This window comes from Pseudomonas sp. GW821-FHT02A11 (assembly GCF_059421985.1).
The window spans coordinates 424,689-443,690 of the sequence record NZ_JBWKWB010000002.1; the positions used below are offsets into that span (position 1 = coordinate 424,689).

General features: G+C 58.3%; 16 protein-coding genes. 7 read left to right on the forward strand and 9 right to left on the reverse strand.

What is annotated here, in order from left to right; translation table 11 throughout:
• Window positions 1-7 precede the first annotated feature (7 nt).
• On the forward strand, window positions 8-637 hold the full coding sequence (locus AC07V9_RS04325; protein WP_495014458.1) for a TetR family transcriptional regulator: 630 nt from the start codon (window positions 8-10) through the stop codon (window positions 635-637).
• Here AC07V9_RS04325 and AC07V9_RS04330 read toward each other — a convergent pair.
• The 5 genes from AC07V9_RS04330 to AC07V9_RS04350 all read right to left on the reverse strand — a co-directional run bounded on the left by AC07V9_RS04330 (window position 602) and on the right by AC07V9_RS04350 (window position 6,942).
• On the reverse strand, window positions 602-1,837 hold the full coding sequence (locus tag AC07V9_RS04330; protein ID WP_495014459.1) for an MFS transporter: 1,236 nt from the start codon (window positions 1,835-1,837) through the stop codon (window positions 602-604). The two genes, AC07V9_RS04325 and AC07V9_RS04330, sit on opposite strands and share 36 nt — an antisense overlap.
• Window positions 1,838-1,922: 85 nt before the next feature.
• On the reverse strand, window positions 1,923-3,284 hold the full coding sequence (locus AC07V9_RS04335) for an outer membrane beta-barrel protein (protein ID WP_495014460.1): 1,362 nt from the start codon (window positions 3,282-3,284) through the stop codon (window positions 1,923-1,925).
• Window positions 3,285-3,362: 78 nt separating this feature from the next.
• Window positions 3,363-5,000 carry a bifunctional 3-(3-hydroxy-phenyl)propionate/3-hydroxycinnamic acid hydroxylase MhpA gene (gene mhpA, locus AC07V9_RS04340; RefSeq protein ID WP_495014461.1) on the reverse strand — a complete coding sequence of 546 codons (1,638 nt, stop codon included), beginning with the start codon at window positions 4,998-5,000 and terminating at the stop codon, window positions 3,363-3,365.
• 99 nt (window positions 5,001-5,099) lie between these two features.
• The gene (locus AC07V9_RS04345; protein WP_495014462.1) at window positions 5,100-6,041 is read right to left on the reverse strand and encodes a VOC family protein; all 942 of its coding nucleotides are present in this window, start codon (window positions 6,039-6,041) and stop codon (window positions 5,100-5,102) included.
• 67 nt (window positions 6,042-6,108) lie between these two features.
• Entirely contained in the window at window positions 6,109-6,942 is an 834-nt protein-coding gene (locus tag AC07V9_RS04350) for a fumarylacetoacetate hydrolase family protein (RefSeq protein WP_495014463.1), read from the reverse strand.
• A 389-nt stretch (window positions 6,943-7,331) separates the two neighbouring features.
• Between AC07V9_RS04350 and AC07V9_RS04355 the strand changes: the two genes are divergently transcribed.
• Window positions 7,332-8,042 (forward strand): GntR family transcriptional regulator, encoded by a 711-nt coding sequence (locus AC07V9_RS04355; protein ID WP_495014464.1) that lies wholly within the window; start codon window positions 7,332-7,334, stop codon window positions 8,040-8,042.
• Between the two features lie 122 nt (window positions 8,043-8,164).
• On the opposite strand, the gene AC07V9_RS04360 is transcribed toward AC07V9_RS04355, so the two are convergent.
• Entirely contained in the window at window positions 8,165-9,403 is a 1,239-nt protein-coding gene (locus AC07V9_RS04360; protein ID WP_495014465.1) for an MFS transporter, read from the reverse strand.
• Window positions 9,404-9,605: 202 nt separating this feature from the next.
• Between AC07V9_RS04360 and AC07V9_RS04365 the strand changes: the two genes are divergently transcribed.
• The 4 genes from AC07V9_RS04365 to AC07V9_RS04380 all read left to right on the forward strand — a co-directional run bounded on the left by AC07V9_RS04365 (window position 9,606) and on the right by AC07V9_RS04380 (window position 14,494).
• Window positions 9,606-9,836 carry a hypothetical protein gene (locus AC07V9_RS04365; protein WP_495014466.1) on the forward strand — a complete coding sequence of 77 codons (231 nt, stop codon included), beginning with the start codon at window positions 9,606-9,608 and terminating at the stop codon, window positions 9,834-9,836.
• A 385-nt stretch (window positions 9,837-10,221) separates the two neighbouring features.
• Complete coding sequence (ligD, locus tag AC07V9_RS04370) at window positions 10,222-13,677, forward strand: DNA ligase D (protein WP_495014467.1); 3,456 nt, start codon at window positions 10,222-10,224, stop codon at window positions 13,675-13,677.
• Window positions 13,678-13,701: 24 nt separating this feature from the next.
• On the forward strand, window positions 13,702-13,926 hold the full coding sequence (locus AC07V9_RS04375; RefSeq protein ID WP_495014468.1) for a DUF2188 domain-containing protein: 225 nt from the start codon (window positions 13,702-13,704) through the stop codon (window positions 13,924-13,926).
• A gap of 427 nt (window positions 13,927-14,353) precedes the next feature.
• The gene (locus tag AC07V9_RS04380) at window positions 14,354-14,494 is read left to right on the forward strand and encodes a hypothetical protein (RefSeq protein WP_495014469.1); all 141 of its coding nucleotides are present in this window, start codon (window positions 14,354-14,356) and stop codon (window positions 14,492-14,494) included.
• A gap of 282 nt (window positions 14,495-14,776) precedes the next feature.
• Here AC07V9_RS04380 and AC07V9_RS04385 read toward each other — a convergent pair whose 3' ends face one another.
• The 3 genes from AC07V9_RS04385 to AC07V9_RS04395 are packed head-to-tail and all read right to left on the reverse strand — an operon-like array spanning window position 14,777 to window position 18,040.
• Window positions 14,777-15,514 (reverse strand): DUF72 domain-containing protein, encoded by a 738-nt coding sequence (locus tag AC07V9_RS04385; RefSeq protein WP_495014470.1) that lies wholly within the window; start codon window positions 15,512-15,514, stop codon window positions 14,777-14,779.
• Entirely contained in the window at window positions 15,511-15,636 is a 126-nt protein-coding gene (locus tag AC07V9_RS04390) for a hypothetical protein (RefSeq protein ID WP_495014471.1), read from the reverse strand. The genes AC07V9_RS04385 and AC07V9_RS04390 overlap by 4 nt, the downstream gene beginning before the upstream one ends.
• Window positions 15,629-18,040: a membrane-bound PQQ-dependent dehydrogenase, glucose/quinate/shikimate family gene (locus tag AC07V9_RS04395; protein ID WP_495014472.1), complete on the reverse strand. Its 2,412-nt coding sequence runs from the start codon at window positions 18,038-18,040 to the stop codon at window positions 15,629-15,631. Before AC07V9_RS04395 ends, AC07V9_RS04390 begins: the two co-directional genes overlap by 8 nt.
• A 347-nt stretch (window positions 18,041-18,387) precedes the next feature.
• Here AC07V9_RS04395 and AC07V9_RS04400 point away from each other — a divergent pair, with 347 nt between their 5' ends.
• Window positions 18,388-18,942, forward strand: coding sequence for a hypothetical protein (locus tag AC07V9_RS04400; protein WP_495014473.1), 555 nt, complete (start codon window positions 18,388-18,390; stop codon window positions 18,940-18,942).
• The last annotated feature ends 60 nt before the right edge of the window (window positions 18,943-19,002 follow it).

Genomic DNA, 19,002 nt, shown 5'->3' on the forward strand with positions numbered 1-19,002 from the left:
ACCGGCCATGGCCAGAAAAACTCGTGAAGAAACGGACAAGACCCACGCCTTGTTGCTGGACGCCGCCGAACAGTTATTCAGTGAACAGGGCTATGCCACCACATCGTTTCAGCAGATTGCCGAGCGCGCCGGCATGACCCGAGGCGCGATCTACTGGCACTTTCGCGACAAGGACCAACTGCTCGAAGCCGTGCTGCACAGGGCGCAGTTGTCGTGGGATCGCCTGCCCGGCCAATTCGCCGCGTTGCAGCACACTCTCTCGCCCCGGAAGCTGGGTGAGTTGATCGGCCATGCGCTGCAAGAGACCGTCAATGACCCGCGCCAGCATCGGGCCACCCTGATCATGCTGCATCGCACGGAACTGGTGACCGCCAACCATCAGGTCTACAGCCGCCTGACGACCATTCTCGACCGCATCAAACGCTGCCTGATCGCCGCCCTGAGCGCCCGCTACCGCCAACCGGACGGCAGCCCCCATCGCAATATTCCGGCGGCGGCCTCAGCGGTCAAAACCCTGCTCACCGGAACAGTCTATGAATGGCTGCTGAACCAGGCCGAAGTCGACCTGGCGCAGATTCCGCAGACCGTCGAGCGGCTGATTTCAAGCTTCTTCGAGCACGACGCGCTGACGACCTGACACGGTTTCCTTGAGTGCCAGCGCCACCACCAGGCCCAGCGCCACGCCACTCAACGCCAAGTATAGGGTGTTCTCGATGCCGTGGTGCTGGGCGATGAAACCGGCAATGGCAGGTGCGACACCGCCGCCGAAGATCTCGCCGATACCGACCACCAGGCCTGTCGCCGTCGAGGTCAGCGCTGCTGGAACCGATTCACTGGTCAGCGGCCCGACCGTCATGCAGATCATGCTGAAGTTGAAGAACGTCGTCAGAAACAGCAGCACGAACAGCTTCACGGGCTCGGCCCCCGTGTGAATCATCAGCCACAGCGACACGCCGGTGGCCAGGAACGAGATGATGACCACCGTCTTGCGGCCGATGCGATCAGACAACGCGGGCATAATCAGCTGCCCGAGAAACCCGCCCAGACCAATGGCAGACATCACGAAGCCCATCTGTTGCACCGACAGTTTCAGATAGTCGGTCAGGTAGTTGGGCATCATCACGCTGACCACGAACAGGCTGGTCAGCATGCAGAACATGCCGATGATATTCAGCGGCACATTGCGATAACGCAGCGCCGCCAGCCAGTTGCCCGAGGCTTTGTCGGCTGACTCGACGCGGTGCGGCGCGCGGGTTTCTTTGAGGTGACGATAGAGAAACCAGGCCAGCACGAAGCCCGGCAGCGACACGATCAGAAACACCCAGCGCCACGACGGCAGAACCAGCAGCAATTGCGTGGCGATGATCGGCGCGACACCCAGCCCCAGGATCGGGAAGAACGCCTGCTGGATGCCAATGTTCATGCCGACCCGCCCCGGATGCGAGGCTTCGGCGGTGGCGGCAATCGCGGTGGGCGTGAACGCCCCTTCACTGACGCCCATCACCGCGCGAATCAACAACAGCATGCCCACGCCGCCAGCCAGTCCAGACACACCCGCCAGCAACGAAAACAGCAGCACCGCCGGGATCAGCACCCGGCGTCTACCGATGCGGTCGGACAAACGCCCCATGAAGATCGAGGAAATCCCCCAGGCAATCGCCAGCACGGCCGAGATATTGCCCAGGTCCTGATAGTCCAGTCCCAGGTCCGGCATCATGACCGGGAACAGTGGCAGGATGATGAAGCGGTCCAGCCCTACCAGCCCGAAGCCGATAGCAAGCATCGCCACGGCCTTCCATTCGTAACGAGCATCCCATTTCTTGTCATTGTGATTCATGGCAAAGCTCCAGCAGACAGACGTGTTGAGTCAGCACCCAGGGTTCGGGGCGCGGTGTGTGCAGCGATTCAGGGGTTACGCGAGATCAGAAGTAGATCAGCGCTTCGACCATGCCGGTCAGTTGCGTCTGGTCGCGACCATTGCCGAACGGCCGCTGGCTGTCGCGACCGTCGAACCAGTCGTAACGGATTTCCGGGCGCAGCGAGACATTGCGCGTGACGTCATAGCGCAGCCCCGCCGTGAGTGCATTGAAGTCGCCCCGCGCAGTGGTGGTCGGGAACAAGATGAAGCCATCCGGGTCGCTGAAATGCTCGCCCCGCACCGAGAACGCCAGGTCCGGCCGGTATTGATAGGTGACCACCGCGTTGGCACCCCACCAGTGCGCGCCGTCGAAGCGGGGACCAGTGACGATGTCGACGGTACTGGCCTTGCCATCGCCGTCCTGTCGGCCGTATACCACTTCAGCGCCCATCGACCAGTGCTCGTCGAACTGATGCCAGCCGTTGATCGAGTGCTGCTGCTTGAACTGGTTGTCCTGCGAGATCAGCCGCGAGATGGGCGCCTGCACATCGTCCAGATGGTCGTTCTGCTCGTTGCCGGCGATGAACTCGTAGTCGAGCCAGGTCTGCATGTCCGGCGAGCGCCAGCGCAGCGCACCGATGGCCGACTTGCCACTGTTGTTGTCCCGGATATTGTCCCAGCCCTGCACCACCCCAAGTTCTACACCCAGCAAACCGTGCTCGTTATTCATCACCCGGCTGCCCAGCATGACCCCGGCCACGGTGCCAGGCTCGGTGACGAACGCGTAAGTCTTGCTGGCAAAGGCGTTGCGCGAGGCACGAATGTTTGGCGGGATTTCGTAGCCGATTGCAGGGCCGAACACACCGGCCATGACGTTCAGCCCGGTGCCGACGGGCAGATAGGCCAAGCCTGCGATATTGGGAATGGCGAGGAACTTCTGTTTGTCGCGACCGGCCTTGTCGGTGTCGTTGTCGCCGGGCTGGTTGACGTTCCAGTGCATGTCCCAGCCATAGGTGCGCGCGTACTGGGCATTGCGCCCGTAGTTGCTCTCGAAGGTAAAGCCGAATGAGGCTTGCTCAGGCGTGGGACCAGGGGTCGGGGTGATCCGCGGCACCATGGTCGACTTCAGCGGCTTGTCGATGAAGATGTGAAAACCGCCGAATTCTGCGCCTTCGTCGGACATGCCGGTGAGCGGCAGGTTGCTTTGGCCGTCCTCGCGCTCGTCATGGGTGGAGCGGTTGTTGCGCACGTACGCCAGATCCAGCAGACCTGACACGGTAATCCCGTAGTCGCGTTCCAGACTGGGGCCGAACAGCGCGCGAAACAACGACCCCTCTCCGGGTTCGGGTGTGTCTTGAGCGTGTGCATTGACCGTTGCGAAGGCGGCCAAAACCGCACCAAGTGCTTTTACCTTGATGTTGTGCATTGTCTGACTCTTGTTTTTGTTATCAGAAGGATGAGCAAGCAACGCCCCGACAGCTCCATGCCGGGGCGGGTTACAGGGTCAGCTGACGGCGGCCATGAGCGTGCCTCCGTTGGACCGGCCGGCCGTGTGCGGACGCAGTTGCGCCAGCAGTTCGTCGAGCAACGCTGGCAGTCGGTTGATCTCGCCGACGCCACCAAACAGGTAGAAATCCGGGCGCACGACCAACGCGGTGAGCCCTGCCTCTTGCATGAAGCGGTGATACTTGCCCGAAACGTCATGGTAGACGCCGGCCTGCGGGCTCGCGCTCTGGCTCAGGCGAATCACCCGCAGGCCAATTTGCTCAAGCCCTGCGCGTTGCTGCGCGTCGATGTGCTGCAGCGGGTCTTCGTCACCAATCGCCAGCAGGTGGAAACCACGCCCGAACAGGTCGTCGTAGCGCGCGGTGAGGCCCTCGTGCTGCAGGCTGCCGTGCACGCCCAACGTGCCCGCCACGCCCACGGGGTTGCCCTGCTGATCCTTATGCACCAGACCGTCCTGCAATCCGGGGAACGGTGGCAACGGCGGCACATCGCCGTTGAGAAACGCCGCGTCGCGCTCAGCCGCCTGTTGCAGATCGGACACGCAAACCACCTTGCCCATGGCCACCGACGCGTCGATCACTGCGCGAATCTGCGGCTTGCGCTCTGGCGTGTAGCTGTCCAGCAGGCTGTCGTCGCAGACGCCCTTGAGGATCAGGTCCAGGCGCCACGACAGGTTCCAGGCATCGCGAATGCCCGAGCACATGCCCTGCCCCATGAACGGCGGCATCAGGTGCGCGGCATCCCCTGCCAGCAACACCCGGCCGCTGCGCCAGTTCTCGGCGATGCGAGAGCGGAACTGGTACACCGCGTGACGCACCAGCGTCGCGGTCTCGGGGGTGACCCACGGCGACAGCAATTCCCAGACCTTGTCGGTGTTTTGCAGGTCTTCGAGGCTCTCGTGAGGCAGGCGCATGAACTCCCAGCGGCGATAGCCAGGGCCGCCCGGCACCATGGTGGTTGGCCGCGCCGGGTTGCACCACTGGCCGATGTCCGGAACATCCAGTTCGACGCCAGGATTGGGTTGCAGATCAACCACCAGCCAGTCTTCTTCAAAGCCCAGGTCATGCCAGGCGATACCCAGGTCGCGGCGCACGAAGCTGTTGGCGCCATCGGCACCAATCACGTAACGCGCACGCACCTCGCGGGTTTCTTCGCCCATTGAGGTGTCGGCAGCCCCCGAACGCACAGCGCGGCGCATCGTCAGCTTGCAGCCTCCGGGCTTCTGCTCAAGGCCGATGGCCTCCCAGCCCTGATGCACTTCTACCGACGGAATGGCCTTGGCCTGGGAATCGAGCAAGGCCTCCAGCGCAGGCTGGTTGAACAGGTAACCAAAGGGGCCGTCGCTGATCGATTCGGCTGACCAGTCGATTTCCACCAGCACCTTCCAGTCGGCGTTGAACCACTGGTAGCAAGCCGAAGGCTGGGAGATGTGCTCAAGGGCCGGGCCAAGCCCCATCATGGTGAAGACGCGGCGGATCTCGTGGTCGTGAAACACCGCCCGGGGCAGCGGATACAACGACTGCCAGCGGTCATACACTGCGACGCTGTAGCCCATTTTTCCCAGCAATATGGCCAGGGTCTGCCCCACGGGGCCGTAGCCGACGATCGCCACATCAAAGGTTGTTGTCGTGCTCATGATCGATGTCCAGAAGTCTTGTTTTTGAAAACACCGGGCCAGCCGCTCCCCTTGAGCGCGCGAGCGCGCCTCATGAAGGGTAAAAAAGGGCTTGAAGGGCTACTCGACGAGCAGCGCGGCCTCGGCTTCGGTATTGAGAATGAAGTACTCGGGCACGTCGGGGCCCCACAGGTACAGCGAGTTCTCCGGCTGGAAATCACCGCTGGGCCAGCTTACGCCCTCGTTGATGTAATCCATCTCGGCGGAGTACTCGCAGAACGATCCCCAGGGGTCGCGCACGTAGTGAAAGTAGTTGGAGCCCAGGCTGTGACGCCCTGTACCCCAGCCGTCCTTGTACCCGGCAGCGGCCATCTGGAAGGCACCGGCCCCGACCTGATCGATATTCGCCACTTCCCAGGCCGCGTGGTGCCAGCCCTTGGCCGAGCTTTTAACAAAGGCCACCAGATGATGATCGCAGCCGTGGGGCGCATGCATGAAGGCGATGATGTCCTGGGATTTGTCGGACAGCCGCAAGCCCAGCGCCTGCTCATAGAATGCGATCGACGCAGTGACATCTGGGCTGAACAGCAGCACGTGGGACAAGCGCGAGGGGGTGATGCGCGGGACCTGATCACGGGTGCCGACGCCGCGGATCTGCTCGCCGCCCATCTCGCCGGTCACGCTGGCGCGGGTCACCTCGGCCTTGTGATCGGGCATGGTTTTGCTGCCGGCCTTGATCTGCAGCAAATTGCCGTGAGGGTCGCGAAACCAGAAGCCCTGACCATCGCCGTCCTCGAAACGCCCGCCGCATGCCTCCACCTGTTGACGCAGGCGCGCAAGGTCGTGCTCAAAGCAATTGAAACTCAGGTACGCCAGGGATTTGCCCTCGCCAGGCAGAATCTTCGCCCAGCGCAGGCCGTCGGCAGCATGCAGGTCGAGCTGATCGTCGGTTTCGCGCACATCCAGGCCGAAGTGCTCGAAAAAATGCCGGGCCTGTGCCAGCGACGGCACAGTCAGCGCGTAGTGATCGATGGAATGGACACCACTTACATCGGAGCTCATCACTGCCTCCTTTATTGTTTTAGATACCAGACCCGTCGATGGAGTCTGGTTCAAACGGCGGCGGCAATCAGACTTCGTCGATCACCGGGTTGACCAGCTTGCCGATGCCTTCGATGGAAATCTCCACGACATCGCCAGCCTTCAGGTACACCTTCGGATTCATGCCAAAGCCGACACCGGCAGGCGTGCCGCTGACGATCACGTCTCCTGCGCTCAGGGTCACCGCTTCACTCAGGGTGGAAATCACTGTGGCGACGTCGAACAGCATGTCGTCGGTATTGGCCGACTGCACCACTTTGCCGTTGACGCGGGTTTCCAGCAGCAGGCCCTTGCCACCGGCAGGCAACTCGTCGGCCGTGACCAGATCCGGGCCGAAGGCGCCGGTGTCATCGAAGTTCTTGCCCACGGTCCATTGCGGCGACTTGAACTGATACTCGCGCACCGACCCTTCGTTGAACAACGCGTAACCGGCGACGTGCTTGAGCGCGTCTTCCTTGGCGATATGACGGCCCCCGCTTTTCAGGATCACCGCCATCTCGCCTTCGTAATCGAGGGTGTCCGACACACGTGGGCGTACCAGCGGCTTGTTGTGCGCGGTCAGGCTGGAGTTGAAGCGCGGGAACAGAGTCGGGTAGTCCGGCTGAGCGTAAGGCGATTCCTTGGTGTGGTCGGCGTAGTTCAGGCCGACGCAGACGATCTTGCCCGGTTCCTGCATCAGCGGCAGGTAGTCCTGCTCGCCGATTTGCACAACGGGGCCTTGGGCCGTTTCGCCGTAGGTGGCCAGGTCGACACCGCGCTTGAGCAGCGACTCCAGGGATTCACTGCCCAGAATCCGGACGCCTTCGGCAGTGCGAACACCCAGAGTGGCCTGGCCTTTGTGCATGAAATTCACGTAACGCATGGAAAAAACCTCTTGTTGTGAGTACGAGCTGCCGGGGCTTGGGATGGCTCGATAGGCGAAAGGTAAGCCTCAGAAAATATACCGTCAACAAAATAATATATTATTTTTGATTTTGTATAACCGGACGCGCAGAGCCGTTTAACAGGCTGCATTCACAGGGGTTTGCGAGGAGTTGCAGATTTCAGGCACAAAAAAGCCGACAACCGGCGGCCCTTATCGTGGGAAAGGCAACCGGTGTCGGCAGTGAGCTTTGTCTGTCCAGGACAGCTCGCGGGCAGCCTAAACGCAAATGCAGAAAATATACAATCGATAAACGATATATTATTTTCGTTTTTTCTAATTTGGCGTATGGTGCCTGCTCGTCTCAATGAAACTGGATTGTGAACACTGTGAGCCAACCCGAAGCGTGGATGCCCGAATTTGACGTCGCCGAAAAACGCACCATGGCCTCTCAGCTTGAAATGCGCGTACGCGAGGACATCATCAATGGCAAATTGCTGCCCGGCGCCAAGCTGGGTCTCAAGGAGCTCGCCGATTCCTACGACGCCGGCGTCATCCCCCTGCGAGAAGCGCTGTCACGTCTGGCAGCCACCGGTTTCGTTTCGCTGGCTGATCGCAAAGGGTTTCGGGTCGGGAAGATTTCCGCCGACGAGATTTGCGATATCACCAACACCCGCCTGCTGATCGAAACCCAGGCCCTGGCCGAGTCGATTCGCCTGGGTGACGTGGAATGGGAAAGCCGCGTGCTTGCCGCGCACCATCGCCTGGACCGCCTGCCCGTCATCGAAGGCCCGGAGCGACTGCTCAAGCCCGAATGGGAGGCCGCCCACGAAGCCTTTCACAGTGCGCTGATCTCGGCGTGCGATTCGCCATGGCTGTTGCGTTTTTCCGGCATGCTGCGCGACCAAACCGCACGCTATCGCCTGCTGTCCATGCACTACGCCGACAGCGCCAAACGCGATGTGCCCCATGAGCACAAGCAGTTGCTGGACGCGGTGCTGGCGAAGAATGTCGAGTTGGCCTGTGACCTGCTGCGCCAGCATTACGAGGCCACAACACAGAGCGTGCTAAACCACGAGCAGTTCAAGCGCTCGTTTTGAAGTGATATCACAGGATTCTTCACAGATGCGGCATCACTGGAACAGATGTGACAAATTTAAGCTGCCTATCCGTCCGTTCCAAATGAGACCAACCCAACCAGACGAGGTCAGTAGCGCTTGTCTTAGTCCCCTACCCCTTGTTCCACTTCGAGACTCGATAGCGTTGCAAGACTGCGCCTTTGGGTAAAACAAAACTTGGCAAAGCCGCCAAGCACGACACTTAACACCGCCAGAATAAGAATTACGTATTGCGTGCCCATTGGAGCCGCCAACACCGCTACCAATAAGCCTGCTAGCGGCTGAGACATGTTATTCAGCAGAGTGATCACGCCTACTGTCTTTCCGAAATCCTGGGGAGGTATCACCCGCTGCCGAATAGTGCGGATGTAGACGTTGAACATTTTGTCGAAACCGACGATTAGAAGGAAACCCGTAATATAGCCAAGCAGGCTGGGGCTCAGTGCGGTGATAAACGCGCCGATTGCGATCATCGAATATCCGAGACCTCCGAGAATCCGCAATGGCAGCGCGATCCGAGCGAGCGCAAACAGGATCACGATCGTCGTAACGGCGCCCGCCGCCTGCAGCGCTGCGTAGCTGTCCTTTGCAGCACTGTAGTGACCTATGACCATGGCGGCCGAGGTCGCCAGCGTGACGCCGACGATAAAGTTGACACCTACTGCTAGCGTGATGATTTTTTTCAGCTCGCCCAGATTGCGGATATGACCGAATGCGATCTTCAAGGGCTGCAGCCAGATGTCCTGATGCTGCTCGAACGTCGTCAGCGTGATTCGGCTGAAACGTTGCCAGACCAGCATGCTCAGGTCTGCCAACAGAAACAATCCGGCGGTCCACAGCACCACCCAGTGCCAAGCCCAGACCTCCAACATCAGTGCTGCGAGCAAAGGCCCCAGCACCAGCCCGGTCTGATCCGCGATCTGCGAGTAGGACAACGTTTTGGTGTAGGTATAGTGGTGGAAAATATGCGGCATCAGCACCTCGCGAGCCATGATGCCTTGCGTGGTCAACACGCCGCACAGCGCCGAGAGTGCAATGACCCAGCCGATACCACCAAAGATGCCGTAGAGTGCTATCGCCAGCACGCAGATGAATGCCCGGCAGATCTGACTGACATGCAAAATCCTGACAGGCGAGAACTTGTCACACAGCGCGCCGCAAAACGGGAAAGCAAGGAACCGCGGCAGCGATTCGACGAAAAATGCGAGCCCCGCCCAAGACGCGCTTTTTGTGGCCTGGAATACGACCAGTGGCACGATGAATAACAGAATCTGATGCCCTGTCGCGCTTGAGTAGCAGTAATTGCTGAGTATCCAAAGCCTGGTCGCGTACTCCTGCCTCATGCAGTCGCGTAATTAGGGACTCATATAAGAGTTCGGCGCTGTATAGCTGTGCGCTGGAGTGCGGCTTGCGGGTGGGAGGGGCAAGGCGCATTAAGCATCAACCAGCTGGCATTCTCGATGCCCGAGCTGAAACGCCATCGCCCGTTGACCCGTATACCTTCGGGCTCAAAGCGCAGCTCGCTATCCTCACTGGCGGAGGCGGATGCAAAAAGCTGCCATGGGCCACCACTGTACAGCCGGTCGATGCAATGAGCAGGCGGTCGCCTTGCGATTGGACCATGACCGCCCACTAGCGCGAGTAGCCAGCCTGTCGATGCGCAGCCCGGGCGGCTACTCGAGCGTTTTTTCTATCAATGTCGGCCAGTTACTGGTGCGCGTGACCGGCGCACGCGGTGAAACCAAATCCAGCAGCCTTCAGCAAACAGCTCATTGAATGTATCGCCGCTCAACCTGCGATTTTTTTCGGCGGCTGCGGCTCGGTCAGGCCATATGGATAGGTAGTGGACAGCTTGGCGGCCAGGCGCGGGCACTGCGTCGAACGGAGCTGATCGCTCCGCATGCCTATGCGCTCGCAAGCTCCTCTCCACTTGAAATGATGGAGGCAGGGCCAGCAGCGTGACCTGACCGTTCTACATCTGCTCTGGCATCTGTTGGCGTTTCCAATGAATCAATATGTCGTGACTCAACGTTTTCGGATCAATGCCTGAGCCGTCGTTCGATGAGGTTCTCGAACGGTCATTCTCCCAGTGATAAATCGCGAACTCCCCTCTCTGTAAACCCTCAGATGAGTAGGCTCGGACTGCTTGAAGGTACGCGAAGTGGAAAACCTGAAGATCGCCACGTTCAACGTCAACGGCATTGGCGCGCGCCTGCCCAATCTGCTGCGATGGCTTGAGCGCGAGCAGCCTGACATCGTCTGCCTGCAGGAACTCAAGGCACCGGATAAGGCGTTTCCGGCACGAGAACTGGAGGCCGCAGGCTATGGATCGCTGCACCTCGGTCAGACCTCCTGGAACGGCGTCGCCGTCCTGGCGCGGGATTCCGAGCCGCTGCTGATCCACAAGGGCTTGCCCGGCGAGGAAGCCGATACCCAGGCGCGGTACATCGAGGCAGCGGCGCATGGCGTGATTGTAGGTTGCCTTTACCTGCCCAACGGCAACCCTCAACCCGGTCCGAAATTCGACTACAAGCTACGTTGGTTCGAACACCTGATCGAACACGCGAAATCATTGCAGGCCAGTGAACATCCCGTCGTGCTCGCCGGGGATTTCAACGTGGTGCCGACTGACGAAGACATCTACAACCCGCGCTCCTGGCTAAAGGACGCCCTGCTACAGCCCGAAAGTCGCGAATGCTACCGCCGGCTGTTGGCTCAAGGCTGGATCGACTCGGTAAGGCATCTGTATCCGGACGAGCGCGTCTACACTTTCTGGGATTATTTTCGTCAGCACTGGCAGAAAAACTCTGGCCTTCGCATCGACCACCTCCTGCTGAACCCTGTATTAGCGCCTCGTCTGCTGGATGCGGGTGTCGACGCTTGGGTGCGCGGCGAAGAGCACGCGAGCGATCACGCCCCAACCTGGATTCGTATCGGAAATGCTCAAAACAAGCCGGAAAAGAAAACCCGGAAAAAAAGCCAATCCGCTGCCTCGCCGCCAGCTCACAACGAAGCCCATCCGAGCCTTGAAGAGTACAACCGCAAACGTGACTTCAATGCGACATCCGAGCCTTCGGGCGGTGGCGACCACAAACGCAGCTCAGCGAAAAAGAGCTCCGATCAGGCGCTGCAGTTCTGCATTCAGAAGCACGACGCGACCCGTCTTCATTATGATTTTCGGTTGGAGCTCGATGGCACGCTGAAGAGTTGGGCGGTACCCAAAGGCCCTTCCCTCGACCCCAAAGCCAAACGCCTGGCCGTGCATGTAGAAGATCACCCCATCGATTACGCGACGTTCGAGGGCAACATCCCCGAGGGCCACTATGGTGCCGGCGATGTTATCGTCTGGGACCGGGGGATCTGGAAGCCGCTGTCGGATCCTGCCGAGGCGTATGCCAAGGGCCGACTCAAATTCGAACTCTTGGGCGAGAAGCTCGGTGGCGTGTGGAATCTGGTGAAGACCCATATCCCTGGCAAGCAAGAGCAGTGGTTTCTGATCAAACATCAGGATGAGTTCGCAAAGCCGGAATCTGAATATGACGTCATCAAGGATCAGCCCGACAGCGTGCTGAGCGAGCGTACACTCGTGCCAAAGCAGCGCGGCGGCAAGGCTGCGGCGCCCAAGCCGGTCGAGAACGTGCCTGCAGCAAAAAAGAAACCTGCAAAGGTGACGCTTAAAGGCGCTCAGCCTGCAGACCTTCCTGACAGTATCAAACCGGAGCTGGCCACATTGGTCGAGTCAGCACCCGAGGGCGATTGGCGCTACGAGATCAAGTTCGACGGCTATCGTGTCTTGGCCCGGGTGGATAACGGGAAGGTGCAATTGTTCACGCGCAACGGCCATGACTGGACGCATAAACTTGCGCGTCAGGCACAAGCTATCGCGAGCCTGGGGTTGGCCTCTGCCTGGCTGGATGGCGAAATGGTGGTGGCCAACGAGGATGGCGTCCCTGATTTCCAGGCGCTGCAGAACGCGTTCGAATCCGAGCGCAGCGGCAATATCGTCTATTACCTGTTCGACATGCCCTACCTCAACGGCATGGATCTGCGCGAGGTACCTGTCGAGCAAAGACGTGCCGCCCTGGCCAAAGTGCTGGAGGCCAGCGAGGATGAAATACTCAGGTTTTCCGAAGACTTTGGTGAAGCGCCCGATGCCCTGCTGAACAGTGCATGCCAGATGAAAATGGAAGGTCTGATCGGCAAGCGCATGGGCAGCCCTTATGTATCACGACGCAGCGATGACTGGATCAAACTGAAATGCAAGCGCCGGCAGGAATTCGTGGTGGTCGGCTACACCGAGCCGAAGGGCGCACGGAGCAAATTCGGTGCTCTGCTGCTTGGGCTTCACGATGCCGACAGCGGCGAGCTGCGTTTTTCAGGCAAAGTCGGAACAGGCTTCAACCAAGCGACGCTGAACACCATCTTCCAGCAACTGCTCCCTCTGAAAGTGAACAACGCGAGCGTGGTCAATCCCCCTACCGGCTTCGAAGCCAAGGGCGTGCACTGGCTCAAGCCTCAATTGCTGGCCGAGGTCGCGTTTGCAGAAATCACCAAGGATGGCTCAGTCAGACACGCGGTGTTTCATGGCCTGCGCACGGACAAGCCGGCCATATCGATCACTGAAGAGCGCCCTGCTCCGCCGTCGGAGGTCGAGACGTCCGCCGCGTCCGAAGCTAGACGAGGCAAAACCACCAAGGCTACCAGAGCCGAACAATCAGAATCGGCAGCTTCAACGACCTCTGGAAAGATCCGTTTGACTCACCCCGAGCGCGTCATCGACCCCATCAGTGGATCGACCAAGCGCGATCTGGCGGACTACTACATCAGCGTGTGCGATTGGCTGTTGCCGCAGTTGGCGCAACGCCCTGTCGCGCTGGTCCGGGCACCGGAGGGCATCACCGGTGAGCTGTTCTTCCAGAAAAATGCCGACCGGCTGGCAATCCCAGGCATCGAGACGATGGGCAAGGAGTACACCGGCCATCCGGTGATGCTGATCAACAATCCCGAAGCGCTCATCGGGGCCGTGCAGATGAGTGCAATGGAGCTGCACACCTTGAATGCCGTTTCGAAAGATCTGGAGCGACCCGACCGCTTCGTTCTCGACCTGGACCCGGATCCCGCGCTGCCTTGGAAAAGCATGGTGCAAGCCACGCAATTGACCTTGGCCGTACTCGATGAACTGGGGCTCAAAACATTCCTCAAGACCAGCGGTGGGAAAGGCATTCACCTGGTCGTTCCTCTGACGCCCAAGGCCGATTGGGAGGCTGTAAAGGGCTTTAGCCATGCCATCGTCAAACATATTGCCAAGCTACTGCCGGATCGCTTTTCTGCCGTCTCTGGCCCCAAAAACCGGGTGGGACGCATCTTTATTGATTACCTGCGTAATGGCCTAGGCGCCACGACGATCAGCGCTTACTCTGTTCGCACACGCGAGGGGCTGCCGGTTTCCGTGCCGATCTTTCGCGAGGAACTGCTTGAGATCAAAGGGGCCAATGTCTGGAATATCCAAAACATTCATGAACGCCTGGGACAGCTTGATAGCGATCCATGGGCGGATCTTCCGAATACCCGCCAAACCATCACTGCCGTCATGCGGCGACGAGTTGGCATCAAATAGCAGGATCACAAGAGGAGAACCACGATGGATAATTACCACATCACCAAAACGGTCGAGGGCTGGGCACTTACGAAGCAAGGTGCTGAGCGCGCATCGAAAAGCGCCGCGACCAAGGCCGAGATCACCTCGCTCGCCAGCGAGTTCCTTGAGGGCAAGACGGCCTCGCTGAAAATTCATAACGAGGACGGGACGATCCAGGAAGAGCGCACTTACCCAAGAGCCGCGGACCCTACCAAGACGAAAGGCTGACGTTTCCAGTGACTAGGTACACCTATGACTCAGTAAGGCACATGAGCGTCCGGCCCCTCCTCGCTTACTGACCCTGTTGGGGTTTGCAAAGACATGGATGTTTCAATGGCCGGCCATGGTAGCGATAGTGTCAGCTTCCTGGCTGGTCGGATTGAAGCTGCTGACCGGCGATCTAAAATTTCGCCCATTCATCGCTAGTGGATATCAGCATGGCGTGAATAGAACTCCTGCTGCTCGAAGGATGTGATGCCGGGTTTTAAGCGACCAGACAATGTCGATGCACAACTACCGAAAGCGGTGCGCACATCGACCTTTCAGCAGATCTCGGGAATTATCCGCACAATTGGCCATCGGTATGCCTGGCGTGTTGCGACCCAGATACAGCTCGGTTAAACAACATTTGATGAATGGGCTCAAGGAGATTGCGATGAACAGAATCATCCGCTTGCTAGGTATATGTTGCGTTCTGACACTGCACGGTTGCTTTGACAATGATCACAACCAGGACAAGGCCAAGGATCAATCCAAGCCTTCGTTGCAGATGCAGCAGACAGATGAGAAGAAATAATTGCTCTGGTAACCCTCTGGTCCGTTGGCCGTCAAAACCGTCTTTCTGACCAGCGCAATGGTCGGTTAAGCCACAGCTCTTGTAGCGCCTCCACTTGGGTAGGTCATTCGAGGAGGCAGGCTGGATCAACGTCAACTCAAACCTGATGACTGAGGCATTGAATGGAGTGCTCCCTCAAGTCGACAAATCGTCGGCTTGAGTGCCGCAGGCGAGGCGCGCTTAGCCTGCTTGACTAGACGGTTTGAGTCGACACCGCCTGCATTCAAGCTGCGTTCCAACGAATCAGGCTGCCCATGGGCCCAATAACTTTCGCAGAGTTAACGCATTACCAATCGCAGCGCCACGCGCGGTGTTATCGAAAATACACCAGGTCGGTAGAGCATCGTTTTCAAATGGCTGCATCTCCAGCGCCCTGTCACGAAGCCAGCTTTCTTCATATTCGCTGTGATAGATCGTCGGCGAACCATGAAGACGCCAGTAACGGAACCCCTGCCAACCGCTTGGCAGAGCATCGTTGCTGAGACGTCTCGGGTCTACCGCTGCCTGAGCGATGCGGTGCTCGACGAACAACGCTTGGGCGCTGACCCAAGACTCATGTCGCGGCTCTATCACCACATGACCTGGATACCGAGCCCTGAGGTCTTCAAAGAACCGGCTTGCAATACGCGGATCAAACGCCAGTGAGGGTGGCAACTGAACCAGCAGGCAGCCGAGGTGATCCCCCAACGCACAGCACTCCGAGAGGAAGGTGTCGAGCAACATGCCACAGTCTTGTAGCCGGTTTTCATGGGTGATTGACTTAGGTGTTTTTACAGAAAAACGAAAGTTGCCGCCCACCGAGGCAGCCCACTTTTTGTAGGTAGCCGGACGATGTGCACGGTAGAACGAGCTGTTGATCTCAACGGCGTTGAATTTCTCAGCGTATCTCTCCAAGTGCGTACCTTCTCCTGCGAACTCGGACCCGTATTCGCGTCCGATATTCCAACCAGCGCACCCTATATAAACCGACGTACTGCTCACAAAATCACACCCCGCGCATCGCGCATGAAAATCTCGACGGTTTTGCGGCCGATGCCGTCGAAGTCGGCCAAGCGCTTATCCAGATGAATGCCAAGATCCGCAGCGCTGATATTTTTACTCATGGGTCACCTGTTTCGGCAAAGCAAACGCTTCGAGGTAATCACCAGAGCGAGTCTGCAAACCACCATGACCACCTGCAGCAATTACAACGTATTGCCTGCCATCCCTACCCATGTAGGTCATTGGCGTGGCCTGCCCTCCCGCTGGCAGCCGCACCTTCCAAAGCTCTTCACCATTCTGGGCGTCGTACGCGCGTAGGTAGTCGTCTGCCGTCGCTCCCATGAATATCAGGCCCGAGCGAGTAGTCAGATTGCCGCCGATATTGAATATACCGGTGGGGAAAGGCAGGTTCGCGTGCAAGCCCAGTGGCCCCATATCCCGAGTTGTACCTACATCGTATTTCCACACAATTGTTCGGGTGCGCAGGTCAACTGCTGCAAGTTGTCCCCACGGCGGTGCTTTACAGGGGGCGCCCAAGATCCCCAACCACGGGTCGACCTTGACAACATATGGCGTTCCGTACTGAGGATTGATGGCGAATTTCTTCGGCCTGGGGGGCTGTCCCTTTCCATCCCACGGTTCAACAAGGCCTGTGCTTTCTGCCTCGGCTCTCTTCAGAGTCTGAGCAACAAAAGGTATATAACTTAAGTTGGCATAGAGTCTCTTGCGCTCGGGGTCGACCGATGCTCCATGCCAGTCGATGACACCGTCGAACGCAGGGTAAACAAGCGTCTTTTTGTCTAGAGAGAAAGGTGTAAATGCGCCTTTATAATCCAGACTCAAGAATTCTATTCGGCATAGCATCTGATCGATCGGCGTTACTCCCCATGCGTCTTTTTCCATAATCTGATTTGGTGCAAAGGAAGGCATACCTACCGAATAGGGCTGCGTCGGCGACATTGGCTCGCCAGGCAAACCGCCTTGAGGCGCGGGTTTCTCTGCCACTTGAGCGACAGGCTGACCTGTCTCGCGATTGAGAAGAAACAGCTCACCGCGCTTGGTGGTTTGCACTAGCGCCGGAACATCCTTGCCGTTGGTATCTTGCAGATCCACGAGGGTCGGGCCGATGGGCACATCCATATCCCAAAGGTCGTGGTGCAGGGTTTGAAATGACCATCGCGGTGCGCCGGTTTCAATGTCCAGCGCGACGACGGAGCTGGAATATTTTTCATCGAATGGACGACGTCTGGCGCCGTAATAATCTGGAACGGCGTTGCCCGTCGGCAGGTATACCAAACCGCGTTCGACATCGGCGGTGTACACCCCCCAAGCGTTAGGTGTGCCGGGAGTGAAATTCTCATCCGGCGCAGGATTACTGACGACTTCGCCGGGACGACCAACGTCCCAAGCCCATGCGATCTGGCCGGTGATCGGATCAAATGCACGCACAGCACCAGAAGGTTCATTGGTCTTCTGACCGTCGTATATCCAGCCTCCAAGGATAAGCCGATTGCCAACGACCAAGGGCGGTGACGTGACGAAATGGAATCCCTTCTGCACATTGCCCAAATGTTGTCTCAACGACACAAAGCCCTGATCACCAAAGCTCGTACATGGCTTGCCTGTGGTTGCGTCCAGTGCAACCAGTCGCGCATCCGCAACGGGAGATATGATCCGCTGTGGGCATTCGGTGCCGGCGGGTGCCTGGTAATACGCCACACCGCGACACGCAAGATAGGCGTTGTTGCCCGTTTCAGGCTTGGGATCAAACCGCCAGCGTTCGGCGCCGGTTACCGCATCCAGCGCTATGACCTGACTATGGGGTGTACAGATATAAAGAGTGTCACCGACCTTGATAGGGGTAACCTCGAAATTGAATTCGTATCCATTTTCATTTTCGCCCTTGCGTGCCAAGTCCCCGGTTCTGAACTCCCACGCGGGCTGAAGCTTATCCACGTTTTTCCCGTTAATTTGCGTAAGCGCAGACCAACGCTCACCGCGCGGTGTGCGACCGTAGTAACGCCAGTCGGTTCCGGCAGCATCATCGCGCGGGAACGACGACTCATCTAAATGGGCTTGTGCTTGGTTTTGCGGGTAGGGATGAGCGAAGAAAAGGAGAGCTACGAGCGCCGCTGCGATCAGAGGAATGATCAAATTGCCGGCGGATGAAACATGGCTGCGCGGGTATAAACGACGACGTATGCGGGGGAGCAGCAAATAAAGGCCTAGCATCGTCGGAACCAGCAGCCTCGGCTCAAGCGCCCAGACATCTAAACCGCTCTCCCAAAAGGCCCAAAAAACAGTGCCGAGCCAGGTGACTGCGTAAACCCATAACGACCAGGTTTTACCCTTCACCAGCCCTGCCCCTGCCAGCATCAATCCAGTGCCTGCTAACAGATAATAAATTGAGCCACCAAGCGCTACCAACCAAACGCCACCTGCGAACAGTATCAATCCGGCGATTGCTATCAATACACCGGAAACGACGGGGGTATCGCGTTTCCGCTTTTCGCTTCCACGTGGCATGACTGATACCTGCGAGTCGAAAATCGATGATGCGCGTTTGCGCCTCTGCCAATACGGAAGTCGATTTTCCCAAAAAAGTTCATCGAGTTTTCTACCGATCTACGGTGCCGCGCAGGTTCGAGCGCATCGGCAGCGAACACTGCTTTCGATCACAGCCTTGTTTTTGACACTGGTTCTCAGCAACGTCTGCTTGGCCTGAAGCACGGAACCATAGCGGGCAATCCTTCTCTACGGCTAACAACCCAAGGACGTCGCCATGGGATTGCCCCCACCACGGGTATGAAACCAGGCGAGCGATATCCGTCGAGCGTTCAGGCGATACCTACCTGTTTACTGGATTTTTCCTCATGGAACACATGACGAGCCAAGAAAGGATCATCACCAACAAAGCTGCGGCTCTTACGGAGCAAGTGAACACTGAGCAGTGGTTCGGCTCCCCCAAGGATCGTCTCGATTTCTATCGCCGGGAAATCGAGTATGAAACGCGGATCCTGTCAAATCGCACGGACGCCTATCTGGGCGCCCAGTCGTTCTTGATCATCGCCTACGTCATGACGATGGCCAACAACAATCCTGATTGGGGGAAAAGCTTCACTCTGGTGGTTCCGATGCTTTTTTGCCTATTAGGGCTTGTGACGTCCCTGCACGCCTGGCCTGGAATGAAAAGCGCTTACGAGATCATCGATCACTGGCATTTCAAACAGCACAACCTGTTACAGAGTGAGCCTGAAATGGGCAATGCCTATGACAACTCCCCGTTGTTCGCCAAACGCGAGTCATCGGAAAAGGGGTACCGTACCTCACTGAAGTTTTCGATGAGGTCACCGTGGATCTTCAGCACGCTCTGGGTGCTGCTCGGAGTGCTTTGCATAGTCGTGCATTTTTTCGGATTACGTGGATAACAAAATGGGGGACGGCGCAGGTGATCCTGAATCACCCTGCCGCGCGTTTCAGGCGCTGAA